This window comes from uncultured Coprobacter sp., from assembly GCF_947855755.1.
In the GTDB taxonomy this organism is placed as follows: domain Bacteria; phylum Bacteroidota; class Bacteroidia; order Bacteroidales; family Coprobacteraceae; genus Coprobacter.
Genome location: NZ_CANUAR010000035.1, coordinates 1 through 20,795 on the forward strand (window position 1 = coordinate 1; position 20,795 = coordinate 20,795).

16 protein-coding genes are annotated in these 20,795 nt (G+C 39.2%); all 16 read left to right on the forward strand.

What is annotated here, in order from left to right:
- The first annotated feature begins 845 nt into the window (after window positions 1-845).
- The 16 genes from rplM to Q0093_RS13885 all read left to right on the forward strand — a co-directional run bounded on the left by rplM (window position 846) and on the right by Q0093_RS13885 (window position 20,662).
- The gene (gene rplM / locus Q0093_RS13810) at window positions 846-1,301 is read left to right on the forward strand and encodes a 50S ribosomal protein L13 (RefSeq protein ID WP_009319225.1); all 456 of its coding nucleotides are present in this window, start codon (window positions 846-848) and stop codon (window positions 1,299-1,301) included.
- 5 nt (window positions 1,302-1,306) lie between these two features.
- The gene (rpsI, locus tag Q0093_RS13815; RefSeq protein ID WP_297931603.1) at window positions 1,307-1,693 is read left to right on the forward strand and encodes a 30S ribosomal protein S9; all 387 of its coding nucleotides are present in this window, start codon (window positions 1,307-1,309) and stop codon (window positions 1,691-1,693) included.
- Between the two features lie 138 nt (window positions 1,694-1,831).
- Window positions 1,832-2,671, forward strand: coding sequence for a 30S ribosomal protein S2 (gene rpsB / locus Q0093_RS13820; protein WP_022389892.1), 840 nt, complete (start codon window positions 1,832-1,834; stop codon window positions 2,669-2,671).
- A gap of 104 nt (window positions 2,672-2,775) precedes the next feature.
- Entirely contained in the window at window positions 2,776-3,600 is an 825-nt protein-coding gene (tsf, locus tag Q0093_RS13825; RefSeq protein WP_294179535.1) for a translation elongation factor Ts, read from the forward strand.
- A gap of 130 nt (window positions 3,601-3,730) precedes the next feature.
- A complete protein-coding gene (locus Q0093_RS13830) occupies window positions 3,731-4,882 on the forward strand; it encodes a PAS domain-containing sensor histidine kinase (protein WP_297931607.1) in 1,152 nt (383 codons plus the stop codon).
- A gap of 140 nt (window positions 4,883-5,022) precedes the next feature.
- On the forward strand, window positions 5,023-5,601 hold the full coding sequence (locus tag Q0093_RS13835; RefSeq protein WP_297931609.1) for a DUF177 domain-containing protein: 579 nt from the start codon (window positions 5,023-5,025) through the stop codon (window positions 5,599-5,601).
- A gap of 13 nt (window positions 5,602-5,614) precedes the next feature.
- Window positions 5,615-5,800, forward strand: a complete 186-nt coding sequence (gene rpmF / locus Q0093_RS13840) for a 50S ribosomal protein L32 (RefSeq protein ID WP_009319219.1) — start codon at window positions 5,615-5,617, stop codon at window positions 5,798-5,800.
- Window positions 5,801-5,887: 87 nt separating this feature from the next.
- A complete protein-coding gene (locus tag Q0093_RS13845) occupies window positions 5,888-6,886 on the forward strand; it encodes a beta-ketoacyl-ACP synthase III (protein ID WP_294179533.1) in 999 nt (332 codons plus the stop codon).
- Window positions 6,887-7,308: 422 nt separating this feature from the next.
- Window positions 7,309-8,193, forward strand: coding sequence for a GTPase Era (era, locus tag Q0093_RS13850; protein WP_294179532.1), 885 nt, complete (start codon window positions 7,309-7,311; stop codon window positions 8,191-8,193).
- A gap of 61 nt (window positions 8,194-8,254) precedes the next feature.
- The gene (gene der, locus Q0093_RS13855) at window positions 8,255-9,568 is read left to right on the forward strand and encodes a ribosome biogenesis GTPase Der (protein WP_294179531.1); all 1,314 of its coding nucleotides are present in this window, start codon (window positions 8,255-8,257) and stop codon (window positions 9,566-9,568) included.
- Window positions 9,569-9,726: 158 nt separating this feature from the next.
- Window positions 9,727-11,151, forward strand: coding sequence for a sodium:proton antiporter NhaD (gene nhaD, locus Q0093_RS13860; RefSeq protein ID WP_297931616.1), 1,425 nt, complete (start codon window positions 9,727-9,729; stop codon window positions 11,149-11,151).
- Between the two features lie 271 nt (window positions 11,152-11,422).
- Complete coding sequence (locus Q0093_RS13865; protein ID WP_297931618.1) at window positions 11,423-13,708, forward strand: GH92 family glycosyl hydrolase; 2,286 nt, start codon at window positions 11,423-11,425, stop codon at window positions 13,706-13,708.
- A gap of 25 nt (window positions 13,709-13,733) precedes the next feature.
- On the forward strand, window positions 13,734-16,004 hold the full coding sequence (locus Q0093_RS13870) for a GH92 family glycosyl hydrolase (RefSeq protein ID WP_297931620.1): 2,271 nt from the start codon (window positions 13,734-13,736) through the stop codon (window positions 16,002-16,004).
- Between the two features lie 67 nt (window positions 16,005-16,071).
- Entirely contained in the window at window positions 16,072-17,352 is a 1,281-nt protein-coding gene (locus Q0093_RS13875) for an MFS transporter (RefSeq protein ID WP_294179527.1), read from the forward strand.
- 49 nt (window positions 17,353-17,401) lie between these two features.
- Entirely contained in the window at window positions 17,402-18,373 is a 972-nt protein-coding gene (locus Q0093_RS13880; RefSeq protein ID WP_294179526.1) for a glycoside hydrolase family 130 protein, read from the forward strand.
- Window positions 18,374-18,385: 12 nt separating this feature from the next.
- Entirely contained in the window at window positions 18,386-20,662 is a 2,277-nt protein-coding gene (locus tag Q0093_RS13885) for a GH92 family glycosyl hydrolase (protein WP_297931622.1), read from the forward strand.
- The last annotated feature ends 133 nt before the right edge of the window (window positions 20,663-20,795 follow it).

The window sequence follows — 20,795 nt, forward strand, 5'->3', positions numbered from 1 at the left end:
AAAGGATCGAACCCCTCTCTCTCTTTTTTTGTTTTGACTCCCTCCCCGCATACATATCGCCATACCGCCACACGCCGCCCCGAAATAGGATACCCCAATACTTACCCCCCTCGTTGCTTTATCTGCTGCAAATAGTTATTATCTCCTCTTCTTTCTCTCTTTTTTATCAGATCTCTCTATTTTTTGTGTATGAGTCTGAATTATTGTTTGTTTTGGATAGATTTATTTTATCAAAGAGGATAAGTTTTGATAGAGTTCATTTCATTATGTTTTTTTAAGAGTATGAATTGCAGCATTCTTTTTTGTATGTTCATCTATTAATATGTAATTTTAGATGCTCGTATAGCTTTCTTAGTATCTTATTAAATTTGTTCAAAGCTTATTTATAAGTTGCATTTTGGTTTTTAGTATGCTTATTTCTGGTGCAGTTTTTTTTAATTGATAGAGTTTACTATAAAGCGAAGAAGTCCGAATGTTGATATTTGGGCTTCTTTATTTTTGGAGATTAAAAGTTTATTTGAGTTTCTGATAAAATTATGTGTTCGGATTTTTTTTGAGTCTTTTTTCGGACTGTTTTTTGTTTTGCATGTTATGCGATTTGTTCCTCTTTTCGTAAAAGCAATAAAATATCTTCAAAATAATTTTGAAACCGATTAGACTAAACTTTAAATTAATATTTTCTCTTTTTTATCTGAAAAGTTTTGTTTTTCAGATAAAAACCGTACCTTTGCGAGCCGATTATTATCAAAGTTTGAGAAAATTTTAGTAGATAGCTTCCGCTTCAGTGTCCGAAGAGTGGTTAGCTATATGCGTTTTAAGTAATTAACAAATAAAAATTTTAAGCAGTGGATACTTTAAGTTATAAGACCATTTCTGCAAACAAAGCAACTGTACAAAAAGAATGGGTTGTAGTAGATGCAACCGATCAGGTGTTGGGACGTTTGTCGGCTAAGGTTGCCAAATTATTGAGAGGCAAATATAAACCGAGCTATACTCCGCACGTAGATTGTGGTGATAATGTAATTATTATCAATGCGGATAAAGTTATTTTGACCGGAAACAAATGGACAGATCGTGTGTATTTGAATTTTACAGGGTATCCTGGTGGTCAGAAAAAAACTTCGCCTGCTGAATTGATTAAGAAAGGTGAAGCGAAATTATTTAATAGAGTAGTAAAAGGTATGTTGCCTAAGAATAAATTGGGAGCTCAATTGTTGAGAAACCTATATGTATATGCAGGATCGGAACATCCGCACGCAGCACAACAACCTAAAACAATTGATATAAATTCTCTTAAATAAGCAGTATGGAAGTAGTTAATGCAATAGGAAGACGAAAAGCTGCAGTTGCACGTGTATTCGTAAGCGAAGGAACAGGTGTTATCACTATCAATAAAAGAGATCTTGCCGTATATTTCCCTTCAAGTATTCTTCAGTATGTTGTAAAACAACCGTTGAACAAACTGGGTGTAGCTGAAAAATATGATATTAAAGTAAATTTGGACGGCGGTGGTTTCAAGGGACAAGCTGAAGCGTTGCGTTTAGCAATTGCCCGTGCATTGGTAAAAATTAATCCTGAAGATAAACCTGCGTTGAAATCCGAAGGATTTATGACTCGTGATCCTCGTTCTGTTGAACGTAAGAAATCGGGACAACCGAAAGCGAGAAAGAGATTCCAGTTCAGCAAACGTTAATATTTTTGCTTATTTTCTCGCGGCAAGTATTCAGCGTTTAGTATCCAAATTGCCGGGACTCTGTCTCAGAGGTTCACTCAGTGGAAGATTACCCTGCAATTGAATTAGTAGAATGTAAACGAATTAAAAAAAGAAAAAATGTCTATTACAAATTTTGACCAATTATTAGAAGCCGGTGTTCACTTCGGACACTTAAAAAGAAAATGGAACCCGGCAATGGCTCCTTATATTTTTATGGAGCGCAATGGTATCCATATCATTGACCTTTATAAAACAGTTGCTAAAGTCGATGAAGCTGCTGCTGCACTGAAACAGATTGCGAAATCAGGTAAAAAGGTGCTTTTTGTAGCGACTAAAAAACAAGCTAAACAAGTAGTTGCTGATAAAGCTGCTGCTGTAAATATGCCTTACGTTATTGAACGTTGGCCTGGTGGTATGTTGACTAACTTCCCTACGATTCGTAAGGCTGTTAAGAAAATGACTACTATTGATAAAATGACTAAAGACGGAACTTTCGACAATTTGTCGAAACGTGAAAAATTGCAAGTGACTCGTCAGCGTGCTAAACTTGAAAAGACGTTGGGCAGTATTGCTGATTTGACCCGTCTTCCTTCGGCTCTTTTCGTTGTCGATGTAATGAAAGAGCATATTGCTGTACGCGAAGCAAATCGTTTGGGCATTCCGGTATTTGCTATGGTAGATACAAATTCTGACCCTTCGAATGTCGATTTTGTTATTCCGGCAAACGATGATGCTACAAAGTCTATCGAGGTTATTCTGGGTGCAGTTTGTGGCGCTATTGCTGAAGGGCTTGAAGAAAGAAAAGCTGAAAAGGTAGATGTTGAAGCTGCAGAAGGCGAAGCTCCTAAAAAAGAGAGAAAAACTCGCGCTGTGAAAAAAGAAAGAACTAAAAAGGAGGATGACGAAGCATTGAATGCTAACGTTGCCGAAAAGTTCATGAAGGACGTTGAAGAATAATAAATATTTAACATTCAGTCTATAACAGAGAGTGAGTTTCGTTTTGTATCGAGACTTACTCTTTGTGTATTAAATTTAATAATCAATTAAAAGGAGAAAAATATATGGCAGTTACAATGGCAGATATTACCAAGCTTCGTAAAATGACAGGAGCAGGTATGATGGATTGCAAAAATGCATTAAATGAAGCTAACGGAGATTTTGATGGAGCAATGGAAATTATCCGTAAAAGAGGTCAGGCTATTGCCGCTAAACGTGAAGATCGAGAAGCTTCGGAAGGTTGTGTATTGGCTGCAACAAAAGGAGATTTCGCAGCGATTGTTGCTCTGAAATGTGAGACAGACTTCGTTGCTCAAAATAAAGATTTCGTTGCTTTGACTCAATCGATTTTGGATGCTGCATTGGAGAATAAACCCGCAGATCTCGAAGCTTTGAAAACTTTAACCGTAGATGGACGTTCGATTGCAGACTTGATTGTTGACCGTAGTGGTGTTACAGGAGAAAAAATGGAACTCGGTTTCTATGAGTTTGTACAAGCTCCTTCTACAATATTTTACATTCACCCGGGGAATAAATTGGCTACTATCGTAGGCTTCAATCTTCCTGAAGTTGAATATCAGGTAGCTCGCGATGTTGCCATGCAGGTTGCTGCGATGAATCCTATTTCGGTGAGTCGTGATGAAGTTCCTGCTGATGTTGTCGCAAAGGAATTGGAAATTGCGAAAGATAAAGCTCGTCAAGAAGGTAAGAAAGAAGAAATGCTTGATAAGATTGCTCAAGGACGTATTAATAAATTCTTCCAAGAATCGACATTGCTCGAACAAGCTTTTGTAAAAGAGCCGAAGGAATCTATTCAGCAGTATCTTAAGTCTCATAATAAAGATTTGACTGTTACAGCATTTAAACGTATCACATTGAATGCCGAATAATTTTTGAGGTATTAATCGATATAGAGAAGCGTGTTTCTGTTGTGGGAACACGCTTTTTTCGTATATTTGGTTTGCAACAATATTTTTCGGTTTATAACGTTTTAACAATGTATATTTAATTGAAATTACGATGCAGAATATTTATGATGCCCGTCAGAAAGTAAAAATCGTGTTCCTTTTGGTTTCTATGTTACTGGTGGGTATTTTTTTGTATATATCGAATCAGTTGGTTGCAGATCTTTCTGTGGAGGAGCGTAATAAGATGGAGATCTGGGCAGAAGCGACACGAGAGGTGGCGAGTAATGATACCGACATGGATATGGGTTTGATTTTGAAGATTATTCAAAGCAATACCTCTATTCCTGTGATCGTTGCTGATGAGCAGGATAGTATTCGTCAGATCTTAAACTTGAAGATTCCTGAAAAGTCTCCGGATATTTATTTGAGAAAAAAACTTGAAGAGTTTAAATCGGGATCTAATAAAATAGAGATTTATATCGATGAGCATACTCGCCAATATTTATATTATGATGATTCTATTTTACTTAAGCGTCTTTCTTATTTTCCTTATATTCAACTGGCAGTTATGCTGCTTTTTATATTTATTGCTTATTTGGCGTTAATGAGTAGTAAAAAGGCGGAACAAAATAAAGTATGGGTAGGATTGTCGAAGGAAACAGCTCATCAATTGGGTACTCCTATTTCGTCTTTATTGGCATGGCTTGATCTATTGGAGCTAAACGGAGTAGATAAGAGCTTATTGAACGATATGGGGAAAGATGTAAAGCGTCTGTCTGTTATTGCTGAACGTTTTTCGAAGATAGGATCGAAGCCTGAGATGACGTTCATGTATATAAATGAAGTATTGGTAAATGCTACGGATTATATGCGCCGCCGGATTTCAAATAAAGTACAGTTAATGACGCATCTGCCGGAAGAGCCTATCGGAGGGATGTACTGCTTGCCTCTATTGGAGTGGGTGATTGAAAATTTATGTAAGAATGCAATTGACGCAATGGATGGAGAGGGGAGTATCGACGTTTCGTTACAGGCAGATAAAGATAAATGTTATATCGATGTGAGAGATACAGGGAAAGGTATTCCTCGTAAACGATTCAAAACTGTTTTCAATCCCGGATATACGACTAAAAAGAGAGGATGGGGATTAGGGTTGACTTTGGTAAAACGAATAATCGAAGAATATCATGAAGGCCGTATATATGTTAAAGAGTCCGAGCCGGGAAAGGGGACTACTTTCAGAATAGAACTGAAACGTTCTTAATAGATGCTGGTCTATAAATTTATTCTGATTAAAATATGTTTATTGTGTTGATTTTTGCAAAGATGCAATAAAAACAGACGAAAATTTGACGGGTAAAGATTATTTTTTATACCTTTGCAGGGTTTTAACGTCTGTAATCATTGGGAAAGTTCAATTTATATAAGATACCGTTAAAAAGTCTGCCTGAAGGGACTCAGAATTATGAGTACCGCTTGGATGATCAATTCTTTAAGAATATCGATGGTCCGGAAGTGCAGAGAGGATCAGTAGATGTGGCTCTGTCGGTGAAAAGGACAGGGGGGACATTCGAATTAAAATTTGCGATTAACGGGATTATTTTAATTCCTTGTGATCGATGTCTTGACAATATGGATTTTGAGGTTGCTACGAATGAACATTTGTATGTGAAGTTCGGAAGTGAATATAGTGAAGAGAATGATGACGTGGTTATCGTTCCCGAAGCTGAAGGCGAAATCAATATTGCATGGTTTTTGTATGAGTTTATAGCATTGACTATTCCGTTGAAGCATGTGCATCCGGCAGGGAAGTGTAATAAGACTATGAGTATGAAATTGAAAAAACATTCTGCTCGCTCTGCCGATGATGGAGATGAAGATGATAACGGGATTTTTGATGATGAATCTGATGCGGACGATATGACAAATGAAGAAACAGACCCGAGATGGGACGAGTTGAAGAAATTAATAGATAATAATTAAAAGTAATAAGAAAATGGCACATCCTAAAAGAAAACAATCGAAGACAAGAACAGCTAAAAGAAGAACTCACGATAAGGCTGTAGCTCCTACATTGGCAGTATGTCCTAACTGCGGTGCATGGCATATTTATCATACAGTATGTGGTGAATGCGGTTACTATCGCGGTAAATTAGCTATCGAAAAAGAAGCTGCTGTTTAAATGCTTGACGGCAATCGGCGAGCTTATAAGATCTAGCCCTAAATATGGAAGGTTTAGGGCATTTTTTAATTTGCCTATTTACTGACTATGGATATAAAAAATGCAATAATTACAGGTGTAGCCTCTTATGTTCCGGACTATGTCCTTACAAATGAAGAGTTGTCTTCTATGGTGGACACTAATGACGAGTGGATTACTACCCGTGTAGGAATTAAGGAACGTCGTATCTTGAAAGGTGAAGGACTCGGTTCTTCAGAATTGGGATATCGGGCTGTAAATGAATTATTGAAAAAGACGTCGGTTCATCCCGATGACGTAGAATTAGTAATATGCGCCACTTCTAATCCGGATTATCGTTTCCCTTCTACGGCATCGATTATTGCGGAAAAGTCTGGTTTAAAGCATTGTTTTTCGTATGATATACAGGCTGCGTGTGCTGGTTTTTTGGTAGCATTACAGGCTGGAGCAGCATATATTAAAAGCGGGTTGTATAAAAAAGTGATCGTTTTATCGGCAGAGAAGATGTCTTCTATGACGAATTATACCGATCGCTCTACTTGTCCATTGTTCGGAGACGCTGCGGCGGCAGTGATGCTCGAACCTTCAGATGAAGCTTTAGGTGTTATTGATGCGGAATTGCATACCGATGGAATCGGTTTGCCGCATTTGATTATGAAAGCAGGCGGTTCTGCTTATCCTGCTACACATGAGTCGATCGATAATCAAGAACATTATGTGTATCAAGAGGGACGCGCTGTATATAAGCATGCGGTATCGGATATGTTAGAGGTTTCTCAGAGTATTATGCGTAAAAACGGTTTAGATCTCAATACGATAGACTGGTTTGTCCCGCATCAGGCAAATGCTCGGATTATCGAAGCTATTGCAGATCGAATGGGAATTTCCCGAGAAAAGGTGATGATGAATATCGAGAAATACGGAAATACGAGCGCTGCCTCTATTCCTTTATGTCTTTCTGAATGGGAGAGCAAACTTAAAAAAGGAGATAATCTTGTGTTGACAGCATTCGGCGCCGGATTTACTTGGGGAGCAGTTTATCTGAAATGGGCTTACGATACGAAATAATATATTCATTTTTATAATAGATAAAGATACGCCGAGTAACGCTCATTCTATTGTGAGCAGCTTAGCGTATTTTTGTATTTGGCTGTTACCTAAAGGTAATGCTTATTAGAGCATATTTAGAGCCTGTATAGATTTTCTGTTAAAGGGGATATATTAACTGGACTTTTTGAGTCTTTTTCCAGTCTGTTTTTCCGTTCTTATGCGTTATATCGTTTGTGATTTTCTTGCCAGAACGAAAAATATCCTTGAAAAAATTCTTAAAAGTTGTCTGTATGAGATTTAAACAGCCTCTTAGATATGTTGTATTGTTTTAACCCAACATTCTCTATCCTTGATTTGTTTAGGATGAAAAACGAAAGGTAGATATTATTCTGTTGATCGTTTTTAGTATATTTGTTCAAGAAATTTTTGAAATCAGAATTATGCATAAAGCCGGTTTTGTGAATATTGTGGGAAATCCTAATGTTGGGAAATCTACATTGATGAATTCTTTGGTCGGAGAACGGATTTCTATCATTACTTCTAAGGCTCAGACGACTCGTCATCGTATCATGGGGATTGTGAATACCGATGATATGCAGATTGTTTATTCGGATACACCCGGAGTGTTATCTCCGAACTACAAATTGCAGGAGTCTATGTTGAATTTTTCCCAATCGGCTTTGGTAGATGCAGATATATTGCTGTATGTAACAGATGTTGTGGAGATGCCGACAAAGAATCAGGGTTTTCTGGATCGTGTGGCTTCTCAGTCTGTACCTGTCTTGTTGCTGATCAATAAGATCGATTTATTGAAAGATCAGAAAGATCTGGAGCGATTGGTGGGAGAATGGCAGTCTTTGTTACCGAATGCGGAGATAATACCGGTTTCTGCTCAATATAAATTTAATCTCGATTATTTACTGAAACGGATTCAGGAACTCTTGCCTCCTTCTCCACCTTTTTTTGAGAAAGACTCTTTGACAGATAAGCCTGCCCGTTTTTTTGTTACGGAGATAATCCGGGAAAAAATATTGCAGATTTATGATAAGGAGATTCCTTATGCTGTGGAGGTTGCCGTAGAGCAGTTTAAGGAAGATGAAGGACATATTCATATTATGGCGATAATTTATGTCGAGAGAGATTCTCAAAAAGGTATCGTTATAGGAAAGGGAGGCAGTGCATTGAAAAAGGTTGGAACTTTGGCAAGAAAAGATATTGAGGCTTTTTTTGAAAAGAAAGTTTATCTTGAATTATATGTAAAAGTAGAGAAAGATTGGCGTAATAAAGAAAATAAATTGAAGAGTTTCGGGTATCAGCTCGATTGATACGGATCTCGGATCATCCCGACGGGAAGTCGGTTAATCTAATAAAATAAATGAAGAAATTATGGGAAATATAGTGGCTATAGTAGGACGTCCGAATGTAGGAAAATCGACTCTGTTCAACCGTCTGACAAAGTCGAGAAAAGCAATTGTAAATGAAGTTGCCGGAACGACTCGTGACCGTCAATACGGGAAAGTAGAATGGTGCGGACAGGAGTTTTCTATTATAGATACCGGTGGTTGGGTTGTAAATTCGGATGATATTTTTGAGGAGGAGATCAATAAGCAAGTGTCTATTGCAATAGAGGAAGCCGATGTTATTCTTTTTGTTGTGGATGCCATGCATGGAGGAACGGATTTGGACGATCATGTTGCTTCTATTTTACGGAAGACGAAAAAACCGGTAATTCTGGTTGCCAATAAAGTAGACAGCAATGAGTGGCAATATGCTGCTGCAGAATTTTATTCTTTCGGATTAGGAGACCCATATACATTGTCTGCTATCAATGGCTCTGGGACAGGAGATTTGCTTGATGATATTGTCGCTCGTTTCCCGAAAAAAAAGGAAGAAACAGTAGAGGATGATATTCCGCGTTTCGCTGTCGTGGGACGTCCCAATGCAGGAAAGTCTTCTATTATAAATGCTTTTATCGGGGAAGATCGTTATATTGTTACGGATATAGCCGGTACTACACGAGATTCGGTTTTCACTCGTTATAATAAATTCGGATTTGATTTTTATCTGGTAGATACAGCCGGAATCCGAAAGAAAGGAAAGGTGACCGAGGATATAGAATATTATTCTGTTATACGTTCTATTCGGGCTATAGAAAGTGCCGATGTTTGCATTTTGATGATCGATGCGACGCGAGGAATAGAAAGTCAGGATTTGAATATTTTTTCCCTTATTCAGAAAAATAAAAAAGGATTGGTCGTTTGTGTAAATAAATGGGATTTGGTAGAAGACAAGTCCAATAAGGCGATAAAAGAGTTTGAGTCGGCTATTCGTGAGCGTTTTGCTCCTTTTGTTGATTTCCCGATCGTGTATGCTTCGGCTCTTACCAAGCAGAGAATATTCAAAGTTTTGGAATCTGCGGCTGAAGTTTATCAGAATCGTATGATGCGGATTCCGACAGCAAAACTCAATGAAGAAATGTTGTCTGTTATAGAGAATTATCCGCCTCCTGCACATAAGGGGAAATATGTAAAAATAAAATATGTGACACAGTTGAAAGATACGGTTGTCCCTACCTTTATTTTTTTCTGCAATTTACCGCAGTGGGTTAAAGAGCCCTATAAGAGATTTCTCGAAAATAAAATTCGTAGCAAATGGAATTTTACGGGAACACCGATAAATATATTTATGCGGGAAAAATAGAACTAAATAGAATGGTAACGAGAGGATAGTGAAAACTTTTCTCTCGTTTTCATAGTGTTTTTTTCTTATTTTTTTAGACGGAGAGTAAATTTTTTTACATTTGTCAGACCTTAAATAATTGAAGTTCATATTTGTTTTACTTAATATATGTAAATACCATGTTATTAGCGATTGTTACTATTTTTATTATCGGCTATTTGGTGATAGCTCTCGAACATCCGTTACGAATAGATAAAGCTGCTGTTGCTCTTTTATTAGGGATGTTATTATGGGTTTTGTATGCTTTCGGTGCAGAATCTATTGTTCCGGTGGCGGATGCCGAAGAGTTAAGTCATTATCTGTCATCTTCGACTACTCTACAATCTTTGCCTTTAGCACAGCAATGTCTTAATTTTATTGTCAATGTTAAGGTTATCGAGCATTTAGGGGATATATCCGAGATTTTATTTTTCTTGATCGGGGCTATGACAATTGTCGAACTGATTGATGTTCACGGAGGTTTTTCTATCATTACTAACCGTATTACGACCCGTAAGAAGCGAAAACTACTATGGATTCTCGGATTCATAACATTTTTTATGTCAGCTATTCTTGATAATTTGACTACGGCGATTGTTATGGTTATGTTGTTGAGAAAGTTGGTCAGTGATCAGCGGGAGCGCTGGCTTTATGCCAGTATGATCGTTATTGCGGCGAATAGTGGCGGAGCGTGGTCTCCGATAGGTGATATTACGACTATTATGTTATGGGTCAAAGGAAATGTGACGACATCTGCATTGGTCAAGTTTGTTTTGTTGCCCAGTATGGTTTCTTTGATCGTACCTTTAATATTTGCTTCTCGCATGTTAGGAGGAACATTAGCTCCGGTCGATACAACGGTCAAAACTCATAGCGATTTTGTTTCTTTTGGAGAGAAACGGTTAATATTGATATTAGGTATTCTCGGGCTGATTTTTGTTCCGTTGTTTAAAGCTGTGACTTCATTGCCTCCTTTTATCGGAATTTTGTTCTCTTTAAGTGTTTTGTGGATTTTTACCGAGATTATGTATAATCGTAAAATGATAGACGAAGCACATCAATGTCGTGTCCCGAAAGTCCTGAAACGAATAGATATACCGACAATTCTCTTTTTTCTGGGTATTTTGATGGCTGTTGCCGTATTGCAAGCGACCGGAATATTGACAAGTACGGCACAATGGCTCGATGTAAATGTTCATAATGTTTATGTGATTAATATATTGCTGGGTGCATTGTCTTCTATTGTAGATAATGTTCCGTTAGTTGCTGCTTCTATCGGAATGTATCCGATCGTAGATCCGATAATGCTCTCTTCTGTATCTGATCCTGCATATATGGGATATTTTGTGCAAGACGGTATTTTCTGGGAGTTTCTTTCTTATTGTGTAGGAGTAGGAGGCAGTATGTTGATTATCGGTTCGGCTGCCGGAGTCGTAGTGATGGGGTTAGAACGCATTAATTTCGTTTGGTATTTAAAGCATATTTCTCTTTTGGCATTATGCGGTTATTTGGCAGGGGCATTTACATATATGGCTGAGGTTATTTTGTTTAAAGGTGGTTTATAATATTGCCACAGCAAAGGTTTTGATTAGTTCCTGGAAGATTTTCCGGGAACTTTTTTTATAGGATAAAATTTTCTGAAAAATGCTTATCATCAGGGTGTCTGTTTTTCTCGTGTTAAATTGTCTATATATAAATTGTAATTCGAATTAGTGTTTTCGGACATTTAATCGTTTTAATAATATAGGCGTTCTTGTAGGAAATTTCAGTTCCCGAGTAGGGGATAAGACCTTTTGATGCGTCTTATAGTAAAAAGATAGAGATAATACCATATTTATGAAACACTATTTTTGTTCGGTTATACCGGTCGTCGCTTTTTTATTAGGAATAACTTCTTGCTCTATTCAGAATAAGGATATTTCGGATTATACTCAATATGTCAATCCTTTTATAGGAACTGGAGATCATGGGCATACGTTTCCGGGAGCTATTGTTCCGCACGGGATGATCCAACCCAGTCCCGATACTCGTATTTATCAATGGGATGCTTGTTCTGGTTATCATTTTTCCGACACTACGATCAACGGTTTTTCTCATACTCATTTGAGCGGTACCGGATGTGGCGATTACGGAGATGTTCTTTTGATGCCGACGGTGGGTGAGCAACAATATGAACAAGAACCTCTGGATAGTCAGCGCAAGGCTTATGCTTCGGGTTTCTCTCACGAAAACGAGACGGCAGTTCCGGGATATTATTCTGTATTTCTCGACCGTTATGGAGTGAAGGCCGAACTTACGGCTACTAAGCGTGCTGCGATTCATCGATATACTTTCCCCGAAAGTGAGAATGCCGGATTTATATTGGATTTTGATTATAGTTTGCAGCGTCAGAAAAATGAAGAAATGCAGATTGAGGTAATCAGCGATACTGAAATAAGAGGACGTAAAAAAACGGTTTATTGGGCTTTTGACCAGTATATCAATTTTTATGCTGAATTTTCAAAGCCGTTTACGTATGAACTGGTGACGGATTCGGTAATGATACCGGGTACTGATAATAAAATACCTCAATCTAAAGTATTGTTGCATTTTGCGACATCTAAAGGGGAGAAGGTGCTTGTTAAGGTTGGTATTTCGGGAGTCGATATGGCAGGTGCTAGGAGAAACGTCGAAGTGGAGTTACCGGATTGGGATTTTGATATGGTCAGGAAAGAGGCTTCTTCGGATTGGCAAAGATACCTTTCTAAAATAGATATTTCGACTAAAGACGAGGATCAAAAAAAGATATTCTATACGGCATTATACCATACGGCTGTCGCTCCAAATCTGTTCGCCGATGTTGACGGTCGTTATTTGGGTATGGACTTACGGATACACCAGACCTCAGCCGATCGTCCGGTTTATACCGTATTTTCTTTATGGGATACTTTTCGGGCACTACATCCTTTAATGACGATAATAGATCCGGGGTTGAACAACCAGTTTATCCGTTCATTAATTCGTAAGCATGAAGAGGGCGGAATTTTTCCGATGTGGGATTTAGCTTCTAATTATACCGGAACAATGATCGGATACCATGCTGTTCCTGTAATTGTGGATGCTTATATGAAAGGTCAACGCGACTTTGATGTCGAGACAGCCTATCAGGCATGTTTAAGGACTGCACAATATGATACGGCCGGGATTCACTGCCCGCCTCTTGTTTTGCCGCATCTGATGCCTAAATCTAAATATTATAAGAATACTTTAGGGTATATCCCGTGCGATTTTGAAAACGAATCGGTGGCAAAGGCTTTGGAATATGCTTATAACGATTGGTGTATTTCGCAATTTGCTAATGAGATGAATGATACGTTGAACCATGTTCGATATGGTCTTTTAGGTAAAGCTTATGAAAAGTATTTCGATAAAAGCACACGATTTATGAGAGGGGTGGACTCTAAAGGCAGATGGCGAACACCGTTTAATCCTCGTTCTTCAAACCATCGGAGTGATGATTATTGTGAAGGTACGGCATGGCAGTGGACATGGTTTGTTCCTCATGATATAGAGGGGTTGGTCGCTTTGATGGGAGGAAAAGATGCTTTCTCCGAGAAGCTGGATTCTCTGTTTACCGTTAGTTCTAAATTAGAAGGCGAATTAGTTTCTTCCGATATATCGGGTCTGATAGGTCAGTATGCACATGGGAATGAACCGAGTCATCATATTTTGCACATGTATAATTACATCGATCAACCGTGGAAAACTCAGGCGTTGGTAGATAGTGTGTTGCATAGTCAATATTTTAATGCTCCTGCCGGAATTTCCGGAAATGAAGATTGCGGACAGATGTCGGCGTGGTATATCTTGAATAGTATGGGATTTTATCAGGTTTGTCCGGGTAAACCGGTCTATTCGATAGGCCGTCCTTTATTCGATAAAACGACGATAAATCTTTCGGATGGGAAAACGTTTACGATACGGACTAATAACAATTCTTCTGAGAATAAATATATTCAGGCTGCAAGATTGAACGGAAATCCTTTAACAGAGCCGTTCTTTACTCATGAGGATATTGTTGCAGGCGGTATTTTAGAATTTGATATGGGGAATACTCCTTCAAAATGGGGCGTAAAACAGTAATAGATAAAAGCGATAATATATATTTATGAAGAAAAAAATAGGAATAGCTGGATTATTAATATTATTAACAACGGCCTCTTTACAAGCACGGGAGCTTGTAGATTATGTCAATCCGTTGATGGGTACTGAGTCGACTTTTGAATTCTCACATGGAAATACCTATCCGGCAGTGGCAGTGCCTTGGGGTGTAAATTTTTGGACTCCGCAAACCGGAGAGAACCGTAGCGGTTGGATATATACTTATACCGATGAGGAGATCAGAGGATTTCGACAGACGCATCAGCCCAGCCCGTGGATAAATGATTACGGAACATTTTCGGTAATGCCTGTTTCAGGTGATTTGAAGGTCTCTTATAAAGATAGGGGAGTCCGCTTCTCTCATAAAAACGAGATCACTCGTCCCGATTATTATAAAGTTCAATTTGATAACGGAATCGTAACAGAACTGTCGGCTTCCCGTACCGGAGCTGTTTTGGATATAACATTTGCTCCGGGAGAAGAGCAGTATTTTATTGTAGATGCTTATCATGGAGGTTGCCGTTTGGCTATCGACAAGCAAAACTGTAGGGTAACGGGTTATACTAAAAATAATTGTGGGGGAGTTCCTTCTAATTTTGCCAATTATTTTGTGTTGGAATTCAGCCATCCTATAAAGGATCAGGGGATACAAATTAATGATGACTTGTTTCCGGGAAAGCTTGTCGGTGAGCACGACCGGGTTTGTGCTTATCTTCAGTTCGATGTCCCTGAAGGTGAAAAATTGACTGTCCGAGTGGCTTCTTCGTTTATAGGAGAAGAACAAGCGTGGCTGAATTTTGACAGGGAGGTGAAAAATAAAACGGTCGCTGATTTAAAGACTGAATCTGCAAAACTGTGGAACAGTATGATGGGGCGTATCGTGGCCGAAGGTGGTAGTGAAGAACAGATGAAAACTTTTTATTCTTGCTTGTATAGGGTTCTTTTATTTCCCCGAGAATTTTATGAATTCGATAAGTCTGGAAAACCGGTATATTATAGTCCCTATGATGGAAAAATTCATGCCGGATATATGTACACGGATAATGGTTTTTGGGATACATTCCGTGCTGTGCATCCTTTGTTTACGTTAGTCTATCCGGAAGTTTCGGAGCGTATTATGCAGGCTTTAGTCAACAGTTATGAAGAAAGCGGATTTTTGCCGGAATGGGCAAGTCCGGGACATCGGGGCTGTATGATCGGAAATAATTCTCTGTCGCTTATCACGGATGCGTGGATGAAGGGAATACGCAATTTCGATGCGAAAAAGGCATTGGAGGCTATGGTACACCAAACTCAGGCACAAGGTAGGGAGGCTTCTGTCGGACGAAATGGATTTGAAGAGTATGACAAGCTCGGGTATGTACCGTATCCCGATTATGTCGAAGCTACTGCCAAGACATTGGAATATGCTTATAGTGACTGGTGTTTGAGTCGTTTTGCCGCATCTATAGGAAACGTATCGATAGCCGAAGCGTATGAGAAAAAGTCTCAGAATTATAAGAATTTGTTTGATCCTTCATACGGTTTTATGCGGGCGAAAAATAAAAACGGGGAATGGATCGAGCCTTTTCGAGCGATAGAATGGGGCGGTCCTTTTACCGAAGGTTCGTCATGGCATTATACATGGAGTGTTATGCATGATGTTCAGGGACTTGCTCAATTGATGGGCGGTCATGAACAGATGGGGGCAAAGCTGGATTCGATGTTTAATGCTCCTGCAGATTATAATGTGGGAACGTATGGTTTTGTAATTCATGAGATAGCAGAAATGGTTGCGTTGGATATGGGGCAGTATGCTCATGGTAATCAACCTGTACAACATGCTATTTATTTATATAATTATATCGGTCAGCCGTGGAAAGCCCAATACCATATACGGGAAGTATTGAACCGGTTATATAATTCAGGTCCGAAAGGTTATTGCGGAGATGAAGATAACGGTCAGACTTCAGCATGGTATGTTTGCAGTGCGATGGGCTTTTATCCGGTATGTCCGGGACAACCCGAATATGTTTTAGGAGCTCCGCTTTTTCAAAAGGTAACGTTGAATTTGCCGAATAACAAAGTGTTTGTGATCGATGCTCATAATAATAGCGATAAGAATTTATATATCGATTCTGCAAAATTGAATGGGGAAAAGTTTACCCGGAACTATTTGACGCATAAAGAAATCTCTTCAGGAGGAGAATTGTCCTTGAAGATGAATGCTAAACCGAATATGAAAAGAGGGGTTCAACCGAAGGACTTTCCTTATTCTTATTCGGAGTATAAGCCGTAATTGTCTGAAATGAATAAATTATAGATTCGGAGTTATGATAGTTCCGAATTTTAAAACTTGAAATATAATGTCTGATAACAAATCTATCAATCCGATCTGTTGGGTGCCGACAGTCTATTTTGCAATGGGACTTCCGTTTGTCGCTTTGTCGATGGTGTCTGTACTCATGTTCTCGGATATGGGTGTGTCTAATGCTCAAATTGCTTTTTGGACATCTTTGATTATGCTTCCTTGGACATTGAAACCTTTGTGGAGTCCTTTTTTAGAGATGTTTAAAACAAAGAAGTATTTTGTCGTTATTACCCAGATGGTGACAGGTGTGGCTTTCGGGTTGGTTGCCTTATCATTGCCGTTGCCTGATTTTTTCTGTTATGCGATAGCGTTTATGGGAGTAATAGCCTTTAGCGGAGCTACGCATGATATTGCGGGAGACGGAGTGTATCTTACCGAGTTGGATGCGACGATGCAAGCTAAATATATAGGCTGGCAAGGAGCATTTTATAATCTGGCGAAAATATTGACAAATGGAGGTCTCGTATATTTGGCCGGTTCATTGAAAAACAGTATCGGTATTGTGCATGCGTGGATGGTGATTATGGGTATTTGTGCAGCCATAATGGTTGCTTTATCTTTATATCATATTCGTGTGTTACCTTCTGGAGGTGCGGCATCGGGTAACGTTCGTACGGTGAAGGATGCCATACATATGTTATGGGAGGTAATCCGGACTTTTTTTCAGAAGAAACATATAATCTGGTATATTTGTTTCATTATTTTATATCGTTTTGCCGAAGGTTATGCCATGAAAATCGTTCCTCTTTTTCTTAAAGCCGGAATCGATCAAGGAGGATTGGGACTTCCGGTTCAGGAAATAGGTATTATTTATGGAACTTTCGGAGCTGCGGCTTTCGTATTGGGGTCTATTCTTGCCGGATATTATATTTCTGCTTTAGGTTTGAAAAAGACATTGTTTTCTCTTTGTTGCGTATTTAATATTCCGTTTGTCGTATATCTGCTGTTGGCGATATATCAGCCTTCTAATGTGTGGGTTATCGGTTCTGCGATTGTATTTGAGTACTTCGGGTACGGTTTTGGGTTTGTCGGTCTTACGCTGTTTATGATGCAGCAGGTAGCTCCCGGAAAACACCAGATGGCGCATTATGCTTTTGCTTCCGGAATTATGAATCTCGGTGTAATGATTCCGGGAATGATGAGCGGGTATTTAAGTGACTGGTTGGGATACCGCAATTTTTTTATTTGGGTACTCATTGCGACGATTCCGGCTTTTCTGGTTACTTGGTTCGTTCCGTTTACTTATAATGACGATAAGAGGGAAGCGGCAGATTGAACGGACAAATGAATAAGAGCAATAAATTAACAGTAAAAATCATATAGAGATGGAAAAGAAATTTAATATGCCGTGGGAAGATCGTCCCGAAGGGTGTACCGATGTTATGTGGCGTTACTCTAAAAATCCGGTTATAGGACGTTATCAGATTCCTTCGTCGAACAGTATTTTCAATAGTGCCGTCGTTCCCTTTGGAGACGGTTTTGCCGGAGTATTCCGTTGTGACAATAAAGCGGTGCAAATGAATATTTTTGCCGGTTTCAGCAAAGATGGCATTCACTGGGATATCAATCATGAACCTATTCGGTTTAAGGCCGGAAATACGGATATGATCGAGTCGGAGTATAAGTATGACCCGCGTGTTACATGGATCGAAGACCGTTACTGGATTACGTGGTGCAACGGTTATCACGGGCCTACGATCGGGATTGCATATACATTCGATTTTAAAGAATTTTTTCAGTGTGAGAATGCTTTCTTGCCGTTTAACCGTAACGGAGTACTCTTCCCTCAAAAGATTAATGGTAAATATGCTATGTTGAGCCGTCCGAGCGATAACGGACACACACCGTTCGGGGATATATATATGAGTTATAGTCCGGATATGAAATATTGGGGAGAACATCGTTGCGTAATGAAAGTTACTCCGTTCCCCGAAAGTGCATGGCAATGTACGAAAATCGGTGCAGGATCAGTTCCTTTCTTGACAGCCGAAGGGTGGTTGATGTTTTATCACGGTGTTATCACGACATGCAACGGTTTTCGTTATTCTATGGGAGCGGTTATTCTTGACAAGGAAAACCCTGAAAAAGTATTGTATCGTACACGGGATTATCTTCTTGCTCCGGCTGTTTCTTATGAGTTGCAAGGAGATGTTCCTAATGTCGTGTTCCCTTGTGCAGCTTTGCAAGACGGAGAACGAGTTGCCGTGTATTACGGTGCTGCAGATACGGTTGTCGCTATGGCTTTCGGTTATATTTCTGAAATTGTAGAGTTTACAAAAAAGCATTCATATCTTTAAAGAATAGAGAGTATGTATAAGACATCACGATATACCTTCCCTATGAAAAAATGTTTTTGTGTAGTATGTGTAGTGTTGATGCTCCTGAGCGCGTCGTGGTTACGGGCTCAGGAGCCTATTGATTTCGTTAATCCGTTTATCGGGACGACGAATTTCGGGACGACGAATCCCGGAGCAGTTTGTCCGAACGGGTTGATGTCGGTCGTTCCGTTTAATGTGATGGGATCGGAAACGAATAAGTATGATAAGGATGCCCGTTGGTGGTCAACGCCTTATGAATATTACAACAAATTTTTTACAGGATTTTCTCATGTGAATCTTAGTGGTGTGGGATGTCCCGAATTGGGAAGTCTTTTGCTGATGCCTACCTGCGGAGAGTTAAATGTCGATTACAAAGAATATGGCAGTGCTTATCGCGATGAGACGGCGTCTCCGGGTTATTATACCAATGTATTGACAAAATACAATATCAAGACAGAGGTTTCGGCAACTCCTCGTACTTCTATTGCCCGCTTTACATTTCCAGCGGGGAAAAGTCATATTTTAATGAATCTGGGAGAGGGACTTACCAATGAGAGCGGAGCTACTCTCAGACGTGTGAATGACTGGGAAATAGAAGGCTCTAAGTTATTGGGAACGTTTTGTTATAATCCTCAGGCAGTATTTCCCATTTATTTTGTTATGCGGGTTAATAAAAGTCCGATACAAACAGGTTATTGGAAAAAGCAACGTCCGATGACCGGTGTAGAAGCTGAATGGGATAAGGATAACGGAAAATACAAGTTATACACACGTTATGGAAAAGAGATGTCGGGAGATGATGTCGGTGCATTTTTTACATTTGATACACAATCCGGAGAACAAATAGAGGTTCAGATAGGAGTGTCATTCGTGAGCATTGCCAATGCTCGGGAAAATTTGGACAAAGAACAGTCGGGTTTTAATTTTGAGAAGGTAAAAGCCGATGCCCGAAAGCAATGGAACGAAGAACTTTCGAAAATAGAGGTAGAGGGCGGTACGTATGATGATAAAGTCGTTTTTTATACGGCATTATATCATATTTTGATCCATCCTAATATTTTGCAAGATGTTAACGGGCAATATCCGGTAATGGAGAGCGACCGGATAAAAACGGCAAAGGGTGATCGTTATACGGTGTTTTCATTATGGGACACTTATCGGAATGTCCATCAGTTTCTTTCTCTTGTATATCCGGAGAAACAGATGGCGATGGTCAATACGATGATAGACATGTATAAAGAACATGGCTGGTTACCGAAATGGGAACTTTATGGACGAGAGACACTGACGATGGAAGGTGATCCTTCTATTCCTGTGATAACAGATACATGGTTGCGGGGATTGAGGGATTTCGATATAGATACAGCTTATGAGGCGATGATAAAGTCTGCTACTACTCCGGGAAAAAATAATCTGATGCGTCCGGATAATGACGATTATTTGGGAAAAGGATATGTGCCGTTGAGAGAACAGTATGATAATTCCGTGTCTCATGCTTTGGAGTATTATATTGCTGATTTTGCCCTTTCTCAGCTTGCCGAGTCTCTCGGAAAGAAAGATGATGCCCGATTGTTCCATGACCGTTCTTTGGGGTATAAAAATTATTATTGTAAGGAATTCGGTACGTTACGCCCTATTCTTCCGGATGGAAGCTTTTATTCGCCGTTTAATCCGCGTCAAGGGGAGAACTTCGAACCTAATCCCGGTTTTCATGAAGGTAGCGCTTGGAATTATACATTTTATGTTCCGCACGATATACCCGGATTGACGAAGCTTATGGGGGGTAAAAAGCCTTTTATCGATAAACTTCAGAGTGTTTTTGATGAAGGATTGTATGATCCGGCTAATGAACCAGACATTGCTTATCCGTATTTGTTCAGCCAATTTAAAGGAGAAGAATGGCGTACACAAAAAGAAGTGAACCGTTTGCTGAAAAAGTATTTTAAAAATCAACCGGATGGCATTCCGGGAAATGACGATACCGGTACGATGTCTGCTTGGGCGGTTTTCAGTATGATGGGTTTTTATCCCGATTGTCCCGGCTTGCCTCGTTATACTCTTACTTCTCCGTTATTCGATCGGATAACGATTCATCTCGATCCTAAATATTATAAACAGAAAGAGATTATTATAGAAACGGAAAGACCTTCTTCTGATGCTATTTTTATAGATAGAGTAGATCAGAACGATAAAAAAATCAAAGGTTATTTTATTACTCATGACGAGTTGACGCAAAATGGACCGATTAAATTTGTTTTGAAAAAGTAATAGTTGTTTTTATTTCTACAATTGGTAAATGTTGATTAATTCCCTGTTCTTGTCGGTAATCGCTACCGATAAGAACAGGATTTTTCTGTTGTTCCCGGTATTTATTTAGTCTAAATAATCGTACGTCTATTTG